Genomic DNA, 15,048 nt, shown 5'->3' on the forward strand with positions numbered 1-15,048 from the left:
GGCGGCGGCCCGCCGGTCGCCGCCTGTCGCCGAGGGCCGTTTCGGGCGTCGCCACGGCTCCGACCGGTCCGGTGGACGGGCGCACGGGCACCTCCTTCGAGTCGGGGCCACGAGGACGGCCCCAGACTCCCCCGTCCGCCCGTCATCGGGCATCCGGCGACGGAAGTAACGTCGGCTACTCCCTGGCGAGTACGCGTGCTCGCCAGGGAGTGCCGGCACACCTTCCCCGGGAGTACCCGGAAGGGGCCGCGGACCCGCGCGGCCGGTCCGGCGCACCCGCGGACCCCGCACCCCGTACCCGGCACCCGGCGGACCCGCGCGGCTCAGTCCGTCACCGCGAACCCCCGTGCCGCGCCCAGCCGCTGCAGCGAGGCCTGTCCGGGGATGCCGTCCGCCGCGCCGGCCTGGTAGCCGCAACGCCGCTGCCAGGCCGCGTACGCGGCGACCGTGCGGCTGCCGAAGGAGCCGTCCACCCAGCGCTGTTCGAGCAGCCCCTCGTCCACCAGCGCCTGCTCCACGATCGCCACCTCGGACCCGTAGGTACGGTGGCCCTGTTCGGCGCCGGGGTCGGTCCGCGCGGCGGAGACCACGTGGGAGACCGACACCGACCGCTGCCCGGGGAGGTAGCCGAGCAGCCGGTTCAGCGAGCCGGAGCCGGGGACACCGTCCGCCGCCTGCCCGGAGTAGCCCAGACTCCCCTGGTAGTCGGCGTAGTTCTCGGTGTCCGCGTCCGTCCAGGTCGGCCCGGGGCCGGAGCGGTAGTGGTCGCCGAATCCGTGCGAGACGAGCGCCTGCCCGACCGCGGTCACCTGGTAGCCCTGGGCGCCGTAGCCGTAGGGCAGGCCGTTGATCGAGACCTGGTAGCGGGCGGGCGTGGTGTCTCCGGGGGGTGCCGGGTGCTGCTGCGAGGGCGGGGGGTCCTGGGTGCCGCCGCCGGCCGTGAGGTCGGGCCAGGAGCCGGGGTCGGTGTGGTCGTTGAACGGGACGTGGGCGTGCGCGTACCAGCCGCCGCGGGTCTCCCAGACGCTCTCGTCGCGGTGGCCGGAGAAGTCGACCGGCCGGCCCATCGGCCAGACGTCGGGGACGCCCCAGGAGGCGATCCAGGCGTGGATCCGGCCCCAGCCGGCGCAGGGGGTGTCGACCAGCCGCGGGTAGACCCGGCCCTGGTAGCGGCAGTACGGGAAGAACACCGCCTCGATCTGGATCACCACCCGGCCGGCCCGGTTGGTGCGGGTCGGGCTCTCGGCCGGGCTGAGCAGGCTCTTCGAGCGGGAGTCGGCCGGGAGGAGCTGCGCCGTCCGGCCGCTGAACGGGTCCCAGACCAGGTGTGGAGCGTCGCCGGCACCACTGCCGGTGAAGTAGCCCACCAGTTCCTCGTAGGTGCACCAGTCCTGCGGGGCGGCGGCGGTCGCGTTGCGGTCCCAGGTGATGTGGGCGATGGCCTTCGGCGGGTACTGCTGGTCGGTCGGTGCGTGGTCGCCGAGGTCGTGGACCTCGGCGCCGGGCAGCCACAGGTCGGGCATGGCGGTCTCCTCCGAACTGCTGAGGGCATCACCTCCGGTATCGGCAGGTCGGGGCCGCGGATTGACCCCGACGGCGCAATGCGCGGCATTGAACCGCCCGTACTCGCCCGGCCGTTCGACTCAGCGGGGGCCGTTCGCCCCCGCGTGCGATTCGGGCGCCCGTGCGGGTGCGGCCGATCGCACGGAAGGGGGCGCATTCCACCCCGCCGAGGCCCGGCTGTCAATCGTTGACATCACAAATGGTCTAGTCCAAGTTGGTCCGGCGGACCGGCACCAGCCCGCGCCCGAGACCTCCCGTGCGCCCAACTGGCCGCCGTGGAAACGTATCTGACGATCCGATGGAGAAGCCCGCACCATGCAAAGAGTCTGCCTCGCCCTGCCCACCATGCGGTCCTGCCCCGACACCATCACGGAACTCGCGGAGGAGGCGGCCCACGCCGTCGCGAACTTCGGGGTCGAGGTGCACCTCCTCGTCCTCGACACCACCGGCGCCGTCGCGTTCGCGGAGAACGCGGGCGCCGTGGCCGCACTGGAGCCCACGCCCGGCGTGGTCGTCCACCACCTCGGCGAGGCGCAGCAGCGGGAGTTCCTGCGCCGGGCGGCCGAGGGCTCCGGCGCCGCCGACCCCGAACTGCTGCTCGACCTGATGCTCCCGCGGGCCGTCGCGTACGGTTCGTGCGTCAACCGGCTCTTCCTGGGCGCGGCGGCCCTGGGCTGCACCTCCGTGCACCTGCGCAACGACGACGCCGACTTCCAGGTCGTCGACGGTCTGAAGGTCTTCCCGATCCACCACGAGCTGCTCTCGATCGGGCGGCCGGCCGGCGAGGCGGCGGCCGGCGTGTCCCGCTCCGAGCTCGACCCGGCCGACGCGGACAAGCCGGTGATGCTGGTCAGCGGCTCCTTCATCGGCGAACTCAACGTGGACATCAGCGAGATCCACGAGCTGGACCCGGCCGTCTACCGCGACGTGGTGCGCCTGTGGACCCCGCCGGTGTGGTCCGAGGAGGAGCGGGACGCGATGGTGGACGTGTCCTTCAAGGGCGCCGGCTCCGAGCCGTTCGACACCGACGAGTCCGTCCTCGGCGTGCCCGACATCTGGGACGTCTACATGTGCAACATCGCCCTGGACCACCGGGCCTACGAGGTGCTTCCGCTGCTGCCCTCGATCGAGACCATCGGCAGCGACTACGCCCTGCTGCACGCCCTGGTCCACTCCCGGCTGCCCGGCGTCACCCACAACCGCCACATCGTCAACTACTACACGCCCGAGCGCCGCACCGGCGCCGGATTCGTCGCCTACCAGCTGCGGTTCGTCAAGTTCCTGCTCTCGATGCTGTACCTGTACCCGGTCTACGGTGGGATGATCGACCTCGGCCGCGGGATGCTGGACGAGCGGCACGGGCTGAAGGCGGAGCCGATCCTCGACCTGGTGCGGGGCAGCGTCGACTGGGACCGGGCCGGGAACGAGCACTGCCTGGACGTCCTGGACCGCTCCTACCGCAAGCTGGGCGGCAAGTACGCCGAGCTCGCCGACGTGGTGGCCGGGCAGCGGCAGCAGCTCCTGGACGAGGCGCAGCAGGACGCCGAGCGCTGGGCGGTGCTGGTGGACGCCTGGGCCGCGCTGGTGGCCGCCGCCCGCGCGGAGGGGCTCGGCGCCGCACCGGAGGGACCCGACGCCGCCCCGGAGGGGCCGTCCCGGTGAGCGGGGACCTCCGGATCCGGCGGCTGGCCGACGGGGACTGGGACGCCGTGGTCGCGCTGGAACACGACGCCTACGCGGCCGACGGCCTGTCCGAGGGCCGGGAGGCGCTGCAGTCCCGCGCGCTCGGCTCACCGGAGACCTGCTTCGTACTGGAACAGGGCGGCACGGTCCGCGGCTACCTGCTGAGCCTGCCGTACCCGCCGCTGCGCTGCCCCGACCTCACCCGGCCGGAGGAGACGCGGTACGAGTCGGACAACCTGCACGTGCACGACCTGGTGATCGCCGAGGACCTGCGCGGCCAGGAGGTCGCCCTGGGGTTCATGCGGCACTTCCGGGAGCGGGCGGAGGAACTGGGCTTCGAACGGATCTCGATGGTCGCGGTGCGCGGCGCCGAGATCCTGCTGAGGCTGATCGGCTACCGCGCGCACCGGGAGGTCGCGGTGCCGACCTGCTACGGGCGGCGGGCGGTCTACATGTCGATGCCGGTGCGCTGACCGGCGGCGGTCCACGGGCGGGCGGTCGGTCACTCCTTCGGCCCAGCCCGGACGGCGAGGGTCACCCCGTCGGGCGAGCCTGGTGGTGGCCGTGACCCGCGCGCGGCCACCACCGGCACCCGCCCGCCACCGGCACCGGCCCGCCCCGCCACCGGCACCGGCACCGGCACCGGCCCGGACGCCCGAGGGAGCAGCGTATGAAGGCCGCCGTCGTCCGCGATTTCACCGCGCCGCTGGTCATCGAGGACCGACCGGTGCCCGAGCCGGCCGCGCACCAGGTCCGGGTCCGGATCGAGGCCTCCGGCCTCTGCCACACCGACATCCACGCCGCCCGCGGCGACTGGCCGGTCAGGCCGGCCCCGCCGTTCGTCCCCGGGCACGAGGGCGTCGGCGTCGTGGAGGCGGCGGGCGAGCTGGTCCGGCACGTCCGGGTGGGCGAGCGGGTCGCCATCCCGTGGCTCGCCGACGCCTGCGGGCGGTGCGACCAGTGCGTGTCCGGCTGGGAGACGCTCTGCCCCCGGCAGCACAACAGTGGTTACTCGGTGGACGGCGCCTACGCCGAGCACGCGCTCGCGCACGGCGACTACGTCGTCCCCGTCCCGGAAGGCATCGACCCGCTGGACGCCGCGCCGCTGTCCTGCGCGGGCGTCACCACGTACAAGGCGCTCAAGGTCTCCGGCGCCGGACCGGGCACCCGGGTACTGGTCTCCGGCATCGGCGGGCTCGGCCACCTCGCGCTCCAGTACGCCCGGATCTGCGGCGCCGAGACCATCGCCGTCGACGTCACCGACGACAAGCTCGCCCTCGCCCGCGACCTCGGCGCCGACCACGTCCTCGACGCCCGCAGCCAGGACGTCGCGGCCGAGGTCCAGGCGCTCGGCGGCGCCCACGCGGCCGTCGCGCTCGCCGTCAGCAACGCCTCCTTCCAGGCCGCGTACGGCGCGCTGCGGCGCGGCGGCACGCTCGTCCTGGTGGCGCTCCCGGCCGGCGGGAAGCTCGAACTGCCGGTCTTCGAAACGGTGTTGAACGGCACCAGGGTGATCGGCTCGATCGTCGGCACCCGCGAGGACCTCGCCGAGGTGTTCCGCCTGCACGCCCTCGGCCGGACCCGGGTGATCCGGGAGACCCGGCGGCTGGAGGAGGTCAACGCCTGCTTCGACGAGGTGCTGGCCGGCCGGGTCTCCGCCCGGCTGGTCTTCGACCTGCGCTGACCGACCGCGCCGATGGATCGCGTCGCGGAGTGTGCCGACGGAGTGTGCTGACGGGCGGCCACACCCGACGGGCGACCGCACCGGTCGGGGCGCGGGCCGCGACACGCCGCCCCGGACCACACGTGCTTCGTCCGCTCCCGGGAGGGCACCGTGGCGCGGTCCGACCGGCCGACCCGGCAGGTGGGGCGGCGGCCGGTCGGACCGGTCGGGTTCGGCTGATGGGTCCGCACCGGTGGACCGCGGCCGCTCGGCCCCGGCCCGCACCACCCGACTCACCACCCCGCCCGACTCGCCGCACTGCCCGACCCACCGCACCGCCCGACTCTCCGTCCCACCGGCCCCACCGGCCCCGTCACCGTCCGGGAGCGGTTGCAGTTGCGTCTCCGTTCCGTGTCGGCGGGCGTACGAAGTACCGGCCGGTCCGGGATCCTGGGGAGAACGACTGGTCCGGCAAGGGGAGTTGCCATGGGGGACGGCCGCGGGATGGTACCCGACGTCGTGGAGGCACTGCTGGCCGGCGGGCCGCACCAGGCGGTGGCGGACGTGGTGCGGGCACGGCTGCGGATGGTGCCGGAGGGGGCGCGGGCACTGGCCTCGGCCGAGACGGGCCCGGAGGACGTGCAGGCGCGGGCGCAGCTGACCGCCGCGGTCGCCCATCTGCTCGCCACCGACGAGGCGTTCGCGCAGTACCTGGCGACCACCGGGCTGGGGCGGTCCACCGATCCGTCGACCGTGCAGCTGCGGACCGGGCCGAGCACCGTCCAGCTGCGGACCGGTGCCGGGTCTCCGCCGACCGGCCCGACGACCGTCCAGCTGCGGGTAGGCCCCGCGGACGCCCGGGCCCGGGCCCTCGCCGCGCGCCGCAGCAGTGCCGGGATCGTGGTGGCCCTGGCGCTGGTCCTGATCGCCGCCCTGGTCGCCCTCGGCATTCACCTGGGCTCGCGCCCGCTGCTGAAGCCGGGCGGCCCCGGTCTGGCGCACGCCGCGCAGCCGCTGCGCGACCCGGCGCTGGTGCGGGGCGTGCTGCCCGACGCGCGGGCCATGCCGGCCGGGTGGGAGGTGCGGAGCGGGCCGGAATCGGGCACGGGTTCGGGCGCCGACGCGCCGTGCCTGCTGCCGGATTCCTGCGATCAGCAACTCGCCTACGCCACGGTTCGGTTCGGTGCGGCGGACATCCGGACCGCGAACTTCACCGCGGTCGCCTTCGGCTCACCCGAGACGGCCGCCCGGGCCTTCGGCGCCACGCTCGACCGCACCGCCGGCGAGGACTCGGGGGCGGTGGCCCTCCCCCGGATCGGCGACCAGAGTGCCGTCCGGACCCGCGGTTCGTCGACGGCGGTGGCGCTGGTCCGGGTCGGCGCCGTGCTGCTCCTGGTGCGCGACGACGGGCCGGGTGCCGCCGTCACCGCGCCCTGGCTGACGGTGTTCGCCGAGCTGCTCGCCGAGCGCGCCCGGCAGGCCCAGGACGGCCGCACCCCCGACGCGGCCGCCTCGACCGCGGCCGCAACCGGCTGACGGTCAGGGCTTGTCGAGGTACGCGAGGACCGCGAGGACCCGCCGGTTGCCGTTCTCATCGTCGGTGAGCCCGAGCTTGCCGAACATCGAGGTGGTGTACTTGCTGATCGCGCTGTCGCTGAGGAACAGCCGACGGGCGACGGCCTGGTTGGAGAGGCCCTCGGCCATCAGGGCGAGCACCTCCAGTTCGCGCTCGGTGAGCCGGTCGAGGCGCCGGTTCGACGGGGCGGAGGAGACCAGGGCGGCGATGACGGCCGGGTCCATGGCCGTCCCGCCCCGGGCGACCCGCTCCAGGGCGTCGACGAACTGCTCGCCGTCGAACACGCTCTCCTTGAGGAAGTAGCCGATGCCGCCGGCGCCGTCGGCCAGCAGCTCGCGGGCGTACAGCTGCTCGACGTGCTGGGAGAGGATCAGCACCGGTAGCCCCGGTACCTCGCGTCGGGCGGCGAGGGCCGCCCGCAGGCCCTCGTCCGACTGGGTCGGCGGCATGCGGACGTCGACGACGGCGACGTCCGGGCGGTGGGTCAGCAGGGCGTCGAGGGTCTCGGGGCCGGTGGCGGCGGTGGCCACCACCTGGTGCCCGTAGGCCTCCAGGAGGTGGACCAGTCCGTCCCGGAGCAGGTACAGGTCCTCGGCTACGACGATTCGCATGGCACCATCATCGTCGCCCGGGTCGGTCCGCCCTCGGGGCTGGTGATCTCCAGGGTGCCGTCGAACACCGCGAGTCGGCGCCGCAGCCCGGCCAGTCCGCCCGCACCGCCCGGCACCGCTCCGCCGCGACCGTCGTCCTCGACGTCGACGACGATGCCGGTCCCGCTGTGCGCGACGGCGATCCGCACGCTCGTCGCCCGGGCGTGCCTGGAGGCGTTGGTGAGCAGTTCGGCGATCCCGAAGTACAGGGCGGACTCGATCGGCGGTTCCGGCCGGAGGGGCCGGTCGGCGGCCACGGTCACGTCGAGCGGGCTGTTCAGGGCGAGGGCGCGGACGGCGTCGACCAGCCCGCGTTCGGTCAGCACCGGCGGGTTGATCCCCCGGACCAGGTCCCGCAGTTCGGCCAGCGAACTCGCGGCGCCGGACCGCGCGGCCCGCATCAGGGCCCTGGCCCGCGCCGGATCGGTCTCCATCAGCTTCTCGGCGGTAGCGAGGGAGAGCCCGAGCGCGACCAGGCCGGCCTGCGCCCCGTCGTGCAGGTCCCGCTCGATCCGGCGGATCTCGGCGGCCTGGGCGACCGTCACGTCCGCGCGCTGGGCGGTCAGTTCCTCCACCCGGTCGGCCAGCCGCATCGCGGCGGAGGGGCCGAGGAAACGGACCGCCACCGGTTCGACCAGCCGCCAGGCGTACGGGGCGGAGGCGACGGCCACGACCGCGGCCAGCGCCCCGGCGGCGTGCGCGAGGGGCTCCGGCCGGAGCAGCCCGAGGAGCGCACCGGCCGCGGCGGCCGGCGGGACGGCCGCGGCCAGGCCCGCCGTGAACGGCGCGATCCCGGTGAACCGCAGGTCGCGCCAGGTGGCCGGGTCGCCCCACCAGGTCCGCCACGCCTGGTCCATGACGGCGTCCCGGCGGCTGCGCTCGTAGGAGTGCCCGTTCCACCAGTACCCGGTGGACATCCGGGTGACCGGCCCGGGCTCCCGGTAACCGGCGGGCACGGCCGTGCCGGTCCACCGCTCGACCAGGTGGCGCACGGTCCGGCAGACCGGGCGGGCGAGGGCGAGCGTGCCGGTGCACACCAGGACGACCGGCAGCAGCCACGACCACGGGTTCGCCGGCCCCCACCGGATCCCCAGCGCGACGGCGGCGGCCCACACCGCCGGGACCAGCAGGGTGACGGCCGCGACCGCACAGGCCCGGACGAACCCCGCTCCGGCGCGTACGCCCCACGACACCGACTGTTCCGACATCCCCGCTCCTCGCCCCCGTGTTTCGACGTCTCCACTCTGCACCAGCCGGTGCCCGCCGGACCCGTGGTCGGCGCAGGAGTGTGGCCTGCCCCACCCCGGCGGAGGGCCTGCCCCACCCCGGCGGAGGGCCCGCCCCACCCCCGCGCGGGGGTGGGGGCCGCGCGCCGCCGGGGTCCGGCGGCGTCGCCCGAATGCATGTATCGCTCTCTTGACTGGCGTCACCGAAGCGCCATACTGGCCTCACTCCCGCTCGCACGACGAGGTGCCGCCCATGGAGCTCTCCCCCTCGGCGCACGTGGACACGTACTGCCGAGACCACCTCCCACCCTTCGATCAGTGGCCGGAACTCCTTTTCGAACTACCGGAGTTGGCCTACCCGGACCGCCTGAACTGCGCCGCCGCCCTGCTCGACGACACCATCGACCGCCTCGGACCGGACCGCCGCTGCCTGCTCACCCCCACCGAGCAGTGGTCCTACGGCGAACTGCGCGACCACGCCGACCGGATCGCCCGCCTGCTGACCGAGGACCTCGGCCTCGCCACCGGCAACCGGGTGCTGCTGCGCGGCCCCAACACACCCTGGCTGGCCGCCTGTTGGCTCGGTGTCCTGAAGGCCGGCGGGGTGGTCGTCACCACCATGCCGCTGCTGCGCGCCACCGAACTGACCCAGCTGGCCGACATCGCGAAGCCCGCCCTGGCCCTGTGCGACCACCGCTACCTGGCCGACCTCGACCGGGCACGAGCCCCCGGCCTGCGGATCGTCCCCTACGGCGGCGACGGCCCCGAGGACCTCACCGCCCGCTGCGCCGCCAAACCACCCGGCTTCACCGCCGTCCCGACCGCCGCCGACGACGTCGCGCTGATCGCCTTCACCTCGGGCACCACCGGGCGCCCCAAGGCCACCCTGCACTTCCACCGCGACGTGCTCGCCAACGCGGACACCTTCTCCCGCCACCTGCTCCACCCCACCCCCGACGACCTCTTCGCCGGCACCCCGCCGCTCGGCTTCACCTTCGGCCTCGGCGGCCTGCTGGTCTTCCCGCTGCGGGCCGGCGCCGCCAGCCTGCTGCTGGAGCAGGCCACGCCCGAGCAGCTGGCCGAACACGTCCGGCGGCACCGGGTGAGCGTGCTGTTCACCGCACCGACCGCCTACCGGGCGATCCTGGCCGCCGGACTGGCCGACCGGCTGGCCGGGGTGCGGCGCTGCGTCTCGGCCGGCGAACCGCTGCCCGCCGCCGTCTGGCAGGCCTTCCACGCCACCACCGGGCAGCGACTGATCGACGGCATCGGCGCCACCGAGCTGCTGCACGTCTTCATCTCCGCCGCCGACGAGTCCGTCCGCCCCGGCGCCACCGGCAAGCCCGTCCCCGGCTACCGCGCCGCGATACTGGACGCGCAGGGCCGCCCGGTGCCCGACGGCGAACCCGGGCTGCTCGCCGTCAAGGGCCCGACCGGCTGCCGCTACCTGGACGACGAACGCCAGTCGAGCTACGTCCGGGACGGCTGGAACCTCACCGGCGACACCTACGTCCGGGACCGGGACGGCTACTTCTGGTACCAGGCGCGCAACGACGACATGATCGTCTCGGCCGGCTACAACATCGCCGGGCCCGAGGTCGAGCAGGCGCTCGCCACGCACCCCGACGTGGCCGACTGCGCCGTGGTCGGCACGCCCGACGAACGGCGCGGCAGCGTGGTCACCGCGTACGTGGTGCTGCGCGCCGGCGCACCGGCCGGGCCGGACGCGGTGCGCGACCTCCAGGAGCACGTCAAGCGCACCATCGCCCCGTACAAGTACCCGCGGGTGGTGGAGTTCGTCACCGAGCTGCCGCGCACCGCGACCGGCAAGCTGCACCGCGCCGAACTGCGGCGGCGGGCCTCGCTCACCCCGGCCAGCGTCGCGATCGAGCGCCGGGTCGAGTGGTCCGACACCGACGCGGCCGGGCACTACCACTTCTCCGCCGTGCAGCGCTGGGCCGAGGCGGCGGAGGCGGCGCTGCTGCGCCGGCTCGGGCTGGCGGAGCTGTTCGGGCGCATCCCCCGGGTGCACTTCGAGGCCGACTACCGCGAACGGCTCTGGTTCGGGGACGTGGTCCGCACCGAGCTGCGGGTGGTCCGGGTCGGCGGCTCCTCGCTGCACTACGCCTTCGAGGTGCACGGCCCGCAGGGCCTGGCCGCGAGCGGCCGGATGTCGGTGGTGCACGCGGCGCCGCACACCAAGGGCGCCGAGCCGTGGCCCGTCCGGGTGCGCCGGGCACTGACCGAGTCCGGACCGCAGCAGCCGGAGGTGGTCGCGTGACCGGCGCGGCCGGGGCCCGTCCGGCGGCGGGCCCCGGCACCCGGGCGCGCCGGATCGCGGTGATCGGCGCCGGCCCCGGCGGGCTCTACTTCGCCGCCCTGGCCAAGCGGGCGGCCCCGGAGCGGGAGATCACCGTCTTCGAACGGGACGGCCGGGAGGACGAGTCCGGCTTCGGCGTGGTCTTCTCCGACGAGACCCTGGACGGCATCGCCCAGGCCGACCCGCAGGTCTTCGCAGCGATCGGCGCCGAGTTCGCCCGCTGGAGCGACATCGACGTCCGCTACGCGGGCGGGGTGCGCACCAGCGGCGGGCACGGCTTCGCCGCCCTGGACCGCAACCGGCTGCGCGCCATCCTGCGCGAGCGCTGCGCCGAACTCGACGTGGACGTGCGCTACCGCACCCCCGCCCCGCCCGTCGAACGGCTCGCCGCCGGGTACGACCTGGTGGTGGCCGCCGACGGCATCCGCTCCGGCACCCGGGCGACGTACCCGGAGGCCTTCCGCCCCGACGCGGACGAACGGCACTGCCGCTACATCTGGCTCGCCACCGACAAGGTCTTCGAGGCCTTCACCTTCATCGTCGAGCGGTTCGACTTCGGCACCCTGCAGGTGCACGCCTACCCGTACAGCGCCACCCGCTCGACCTTCATCGTGGAGATCGCCGAGGACGCCTGGCGCCGGGCCGGCTTCGAGGCCCTCGCCGCACGGGAGTTCGCCCGCGGCGAGAGCGACACGGAGAGCGTGCGGCGCTGCGCGGAGCTGCTCGCCGGCCACCTGGACGGCCACCGGCTGATCCCCAACGCCTCCCGCTGGATCCGCTTCACCACGGTGCGGAACGCGCGGTGGCACCACCGCAACGTGGTGCTGCTCGGCGACGCCGCGCACTCCGCGCACTTCTCGATCGGCTCGGGCACCAAACTGGCCCTGGAGGACGCCCTCGCCCTGGCCGCCGCACTGGGCGAACAGCCCTCCCTGGACGAGGCGTTGGTCGCGTACGAGGCCGAGCGGCGCCCGGTGGTGGAGTCCACCCAGCGCGCCGCGCAGGCCAGCCTGGAGTGGTTCGAGACCGTCGGGCGGCGCACCGGGCAGGACATCGACCGGTTCGCCTTCAACCTGCTCACCCGCAGCCGTCGGGTCACCTACGGCAACCTCCGGGCCCGCGACGCCGCCTTCGTGGACGCCGTGGACACCGCCTTCGGCGGCTCGCCCGGGGTGCCGCCGATGTTCCGGCCGCTGAAACTGGGCGCGCTGGAGCTGCGCAACCGCGTCGTGGTGCCGCCGCTGGCGACCTTCACCTCCTCCGACACGCTGCCCGGTGCCTTCGACCGGGCCCAGCTGACCGGACACGCGCTCGGCGGCGCCGGGCTGGTCCTCGCCGGGATGACCGCGGTCAGCGCCGAGGGCCGGGCCACCGACCGCTGCCCGGGCCTGTGGACCGACCGCCAGGAGGGCGCCTGGCGCGAACTCGTCCGCGCCGTCAAGGCCGTGAGCGACACCCCGCTCGGCATCCAGCTGACCCACGCCGGACGCCGGGGCGCCACCGCCGTCCCCGGACCGGACGGCATCGGGCGCCCGCTCGCCGGGGGCTGGCCGCTGCTGTCCGCCTCGGCGATCCCGTGGGACGCCGACAGCCCGGTGCCGCACGAGGCCAACGACTTCCAACTGGCAGCCGTCACGGCGGACTTCGCGGCGGCCGCCGAGCGCGCGGCGCGGGCCGGGTTCGACGTGCTGGAGCTGCAGTTCGGCCACGGGCACCTCGTCTCCTCGTTCCTCTCCCCGCTCACCAACCAGCGCACCGACCGCCACGGCGGCCCGCTCGCCCACCGGCTGCGGCTCCCGCTGGAGGTGCTGACCGCGGTGCGCGCCGCCTGGCCGGCCGGACAGCCGCTGCTGGTCCGGATCTCGGCGAGCGACTGGGCGCCCGGCGGCACCACCGAGGCCGAGGCGGTGGCGATCTGCCGCGCGCTGGCCGAGGCCGGGGCGGACGCGGTGGACGTCTCCACCGGCGAGGTGGTGGCGCACCAGCGTCCGCCGTACGGGCGCGGGTACCAGACACCCTTCGCCGAACTGGTCCGCTCCGCCACCGGGCTGCCGACCGTCGCGGTCGGCGCGATCTCCGGCCCCGACGACGCCAACTCCGTCCTGCTGGCCGGACGGGCCGACCTGGTCGCGGTCGGCCGGGCCCAGCTGCACGACCCGCTCTGGACCCTGCACGCCGCCGCCGACCAGGGCTACACCGGCCCGGGCGCCCGTTGGCCCGAGCCCTGGCTGGCGGGCAGCCGCAAGCCGCCCGGCCCCGGCGCCGACCGGGTCGCCCCGCGGCTGCAGCTGCTGCGCGAGCCGCCCGCCCCCGTCCACCGCCGCTGGCTGCCGACCCCGCCCGAGGAGTGACGAGCACCGTGCCCCACCTGCCCCGCTTCACCGCCGCCGCCGTCCAGGCCGCGCCCGTCTACCTGGACCCGGCCGCCACCGTCGACAAGGCCGTCGCGCTGATCCAGGAGGCGGCCGGTCACGGCGCCGAACTGGTGGTCTTCCCCGAGGTCTTCGTGCCCGGCTACCCGTACTGGAACTGGACGATGAACCCGGTGCAGGGCTCGCCCTGGTACGAGCGCCTGTACCGGGCCGCCGTGGACGTCCCCGGCCCGTACGTGGACACCCTGCGTGCCGCCGCCCGGCAGGCCGGCGTGGTGCTGGTGATCGGCGTCAACGAGCGCGGCCGGCACAGCCTCGGGGTGCTGTACAACACCCTGCTGATCATCGACTCGGACGGCGGACTGCTCGGCGTCCACCGCAAGTTGGTGCCGACCTGGGCCGAGAAGCTGACCTGGACCCAGGGCGACGGCAGCACCCTGAAGGTGCACCGCACCGCCGTCGGCCCGCTCGGCGCGCTCGCCTGCGGCGAGAACACCAACACCCTGGCCCGCTTCACCCTGCTCGCCCAGGGCGAACTCGTCCACGCCGCGAGCTACATCGCCCTGCCGGTGGCCCCCGAGGACTACGACATGGCGGAGGCCATCGCGCTGCGCGCCTCGGCCCACTGCTTCGAGGGCAAGCTGTTCACCGTGGTCTCCTGCTCCACGATCTCACCCGAGATCGTGGACCTGATCGCCGGCGACGACCAGCAGCTGCGCAAGCAACTCGCCCGCCCGCGCAGCGCGTTGTCCGGGATCTTCGGCCCGGACGGGCGGGCCGTCACCGAACCCCTGGTGGACGAGGAGGGCATCGTCTACGCCGAGATCGACCTCGGCCGCTGCATCCAGCCCAAGCAGATGCACGACATCGTCGGCCACTACAACCGCTTCGACGTGTTCCGGCTGCACGTGGACGACCGCCCGCTGCGGCCCCTGGTGTTCCCCGAGGAGGAGTCATGACCGGTCCCGACGGCCGCTCGAACCGCGCGGGCCTCCCACACCACGAGGCCCGCGACGAGGCCCGCGACAAGGACCACGACGACGACCGGATCGGCCGCGCAAGAGTCACCGAGAGCCCCGAACTCCTCGCCTACTACGAGGAGCTGGCCGAGCACTCGGCCGGCGCACTGTGGACGGTGGCGAACGAGATCGAGCCCTGGTACCCGCAGCCCAAGTCCGTCCCGGTGCTCTGGCGCTACGCGGACCTGCGCCCGCTGGTACGCAAGGCGCTGCCGCTGGTCAAGGCCGACGACGCCGGCCGCCGGGTGGTCATGCTGGTCAACCCCGGCCGCCGCGAACTCAGCGCCGCCGTCGGCCTGCTGTACACCGGCCTGCAGATCATGGGCCCCGGCGAGGCGATGACCGCGCACCGCCACCAGGCCTCCGCACTGCGCTTCGTCCACGAGGGCACCGGCGCCTGGACCATCGTAGACGGCCAGCGGCTCAAGGTCGGCCCGCGCGACTTCGCGATCACCCCCAACAACACCTGGCACGAGCACGGCAACGAGTCCGACGACGCCCCGGTGATCTGGCAGGACGGCCTGGACATCCCGCTGGTCAACACGCTCGACGCCAACTTCTACGAGGTCCACCCCGAGCTGTACCAGCGCCCCGGCCCGGTGGTGAACTCCTCGCTGCTCAGCTACGGCGGCAACCTGCTGCCGTACGGCGCCGAGAAGTGGACCCGGCCGTACTCGCCGCTGTTCGGCTGGCCCTGGGAACCCAGCTACGAGGCGCTGTGCCGACTCGCCCGCGCGAGCGAGGGATCGCCGTACGACGGCGTCATCATGGAGTACACCAACCCGGTGACCGGCGGCCCGGTGATGCCGACGATGGCCGCCCACCTGCAGCTGCTGCGCCCGGGCCAGGCCACCCGCGCACACCGGCACACCGGCTCGGTGGTCTACACGGCGGCCAAGGGGCGCGGCGTCTCGGTGGTCGCCGGACAGCGCTTCGAGTGGCAGCAGGGCGACATCTTCGTCGTCCCGTCCTGGGC

10 protein-coding genes and 2 pseudogenes are annotated in these 15,048 nt (G+C 74.7%); 9 read left to right on the forward strand and 3 right to left on the reverse strand.

Going from position 1 to position 15,048, the window contains the following annotated elements:
- Positions 1-323 precede the first annotated feature (323 nt).
- Positions 324-1,523, reverse strand: a complete 1,200-nt coding sequence (locus ACFV04_RS40190) for a peptidoglycan-binding protein (protein WP_380536009.1) — start codon at positions 1,521-1,523, stop codon at positions 324-326.
- Between the two features lie 355 nt (positions 1,524-1,878).
- Between ACFV04_RS40190 and ACFV04_RS40195 the strand changes: the two genes are divergently transcribed.
- The 4 genes from ACFV04_RS40195 to ACFV04_RS40210 all read left to right on the forward strand — a co-directional run bounded on the left by ACFV04_RS40195 (position 1,879) and on the right by ACFV04_RS40210 (position 6,445).
- Positions 1,879-3,225: a DUF6271 family protein gene (locus ACFV04_RS40195; protein ID WP_380536011.1), complete on the forward strand. Its 1,347-nt coding sequence runs from the start codon at positions 1,879-1,881 to the stop codon at positions 3,223-3,225.
- Positions 3,222-3,719, forward strand: a complete 498-nt coding sequence (locus ACFV04_RS40200; protein WP_380536013.1) for a GNAT family N-acetyltransferase — start codon at positions 3,222-3,224, stop codon at positions 3,717-3,719. Before ACFV04_RS40195 ends, ACFV04_RS40200 begins: the two co-directional genes overlap by 4 nt.
- Positions 3,720-3,916: 197 nt before the next feature.
- Positions 3,917-4,930, forward strand: a complete 1,014-nt coding sequence (locus tag ACFV04_RS40205) for a zinc-dependent alcohol dehydrogenase (protein WP_380536015.1) — start codon at positions 3,917-3,919, stop codon at positions 4,928-4,930.
- Between the two features lie 483 nt (positions 4,931-5,413).
- Positions 5,414-6,445: a hypothetical protein gene (locus ACFV04_RS40210; RefSeq protein ID WP_380536017.1), complete on the forward strand. Its 1,032-nt coding sequence runs from the start codon at positions 5,414-5,416 to the stop codon at positions 6,443-6,445.
- 3 nt (positions 6,446-6,448) lie between these two features.
- Here ACFV04_RS40210 and ACFV04_RS40215 read toward each other — a convergent pair whose 3' ends face one another.
- Both ACFV04_RS40215 and ACFV04_RS40220 read right to left on the reverse strand, forming a co-directional pair.
- Positions 6,449-7,096: a response regulator gene (locus ACFV04_RS40215; protein ID WP_380536019.1), complete on the reverse strand. Its 648-nt coding sequence runs from the start codon at positions 7,094-7,096 to the stop codon at positions 6,449-6,451.
- Positions 7,081-8,343, reverse strand: coding sequence for a sensor histidine kinase (locus tag ACFV04_RS40220; protein WP_380345420.1), 1,263 nt, complete (start codon positions 8,341-8,343; stop codon positions 7,081-7,083). Before ACFV04_RS40220 ends, ACFV04_RS40215 begins: the two co-directional genes overlap by 16 nt.
- Before the next feature lie 271 nt (positions 8,344-8,614).
- Here ACFV04_RS40220 and ACFV04_RS40225 point away from each other — a divergent pair.
- The 5 genes and pseudogenes from ACFV04_RS40225 to ACFV04_RS40245 form a co-directional block, all read left to right on the forward strand.
- Positions 8,615-10,213, forward strand: a pseudogene (locus ACFV04_RS40225) (AMP-binding protein); the annotation flags it as partial.
- Positions 10,214-10,318: 105 nt separating this feature from the next.
- Positions 10,319-10,642: pseudogene (locus ACFV04_RS40230) on the forward strand (acyl-CoA thioesterase); the annotation flags it as partial.
- On the forward strand, positions 10,639-13,032 hold the full coding sequence (locus ACFV04_RS40235) for an FAD-dependent monooxygenase (protein WP_380536022.1): 2,394 nt from the start codon (positions 10,639-10,641) through the stop codon (positions 13,030-13,032). The pseudogene ACFV04_RS40230 and the gene ACFV04_RS40235, both read left to right, overlap by 4 nt.
- A gap of 8 nt (positions 13,033-13,040) precedes the next feature.
- Complete coding sequence (locus tag ACFV04_RS40240) at positions 13,041-14,012, forward strand: carbon-nitrogen hydrolase family protein (RefSeq protein ID WP_380345416.1); 972 nt, start codon at positions 13,041-13,043, stop codon at positions 14,010-14,012.
- Positions 14,009-15,048, forward strand: a 1,040-nt coding sequence (locus ACFV04_RS40245) for a cupin domain-containing protein (protein WP_380536024.1), incomplete at its 3' end; no start/stop codon positions are given. The genes ACFV04_RS40240 and ACFV04_RS40245, both read left to right, overlap by 4 nt.

Origin of the sequence: Kitasatospora sp. NPDC059599 (genome assembly GCF_042735125.1) — a bacterium.
In the GTDB taxonomy this organism is placed as follows: Bacteria; Actinomycetota; Actinomycetes; order Streptomycetales; family Streptomycetaceae; genus Kitasatospora.

What these genes read in the sequence shown, in the direction of transcription:
- ACFV04_RS40220 (WP_380345420.1), bottom strand. Translation starts at nt 8,343, where the DNA reads ATGTCGGAACAGTCGGTGTCGTGGGGCGTACGCGCCGGAGCGGGGTTC.
- ACFV04_RS40190 (WP_380536009.1), bottom strand. Translation starts at nt 1,523, where the DNA reads ATGCCCGACCTGTGGCTGCCCGGCGCCGAGGTCCACGACCTCGGCGAC.
- ACFV04_RS40210 (WP_380536017.1), top strand. Translation starts at nt 5,414, where the DNA reads ATGGTACCCGACGTCGTGGAGGCACTGCTGGCCGGCGGGCCGCACCAG.
- ACFV04_RS40205 (WP_380536015.1), top strand. Translation starts at nt 3,917, where the DNA reads ATGAAGGCCGCCGTCGTCCGCGATTTCACCGCGCCGCTGGTCATCGAG.
- ACFV04_RS40195 (WP_380536011.1), top strand. Translation starts at nt 1,879, where the DNA reads ATGCAAAGAGTCTGCCTCGCCCTGCCCACCATGCGGTCCTGCCCCGAC.
- ACFV04_RS40215 (WP_380536019.1), bottom strand. Translation starts at nt 7,096, where the DNA reads ATGCGAATCGTCGTAGCCGAGGACCTGTACCTGCTCCGGGACGGACTG.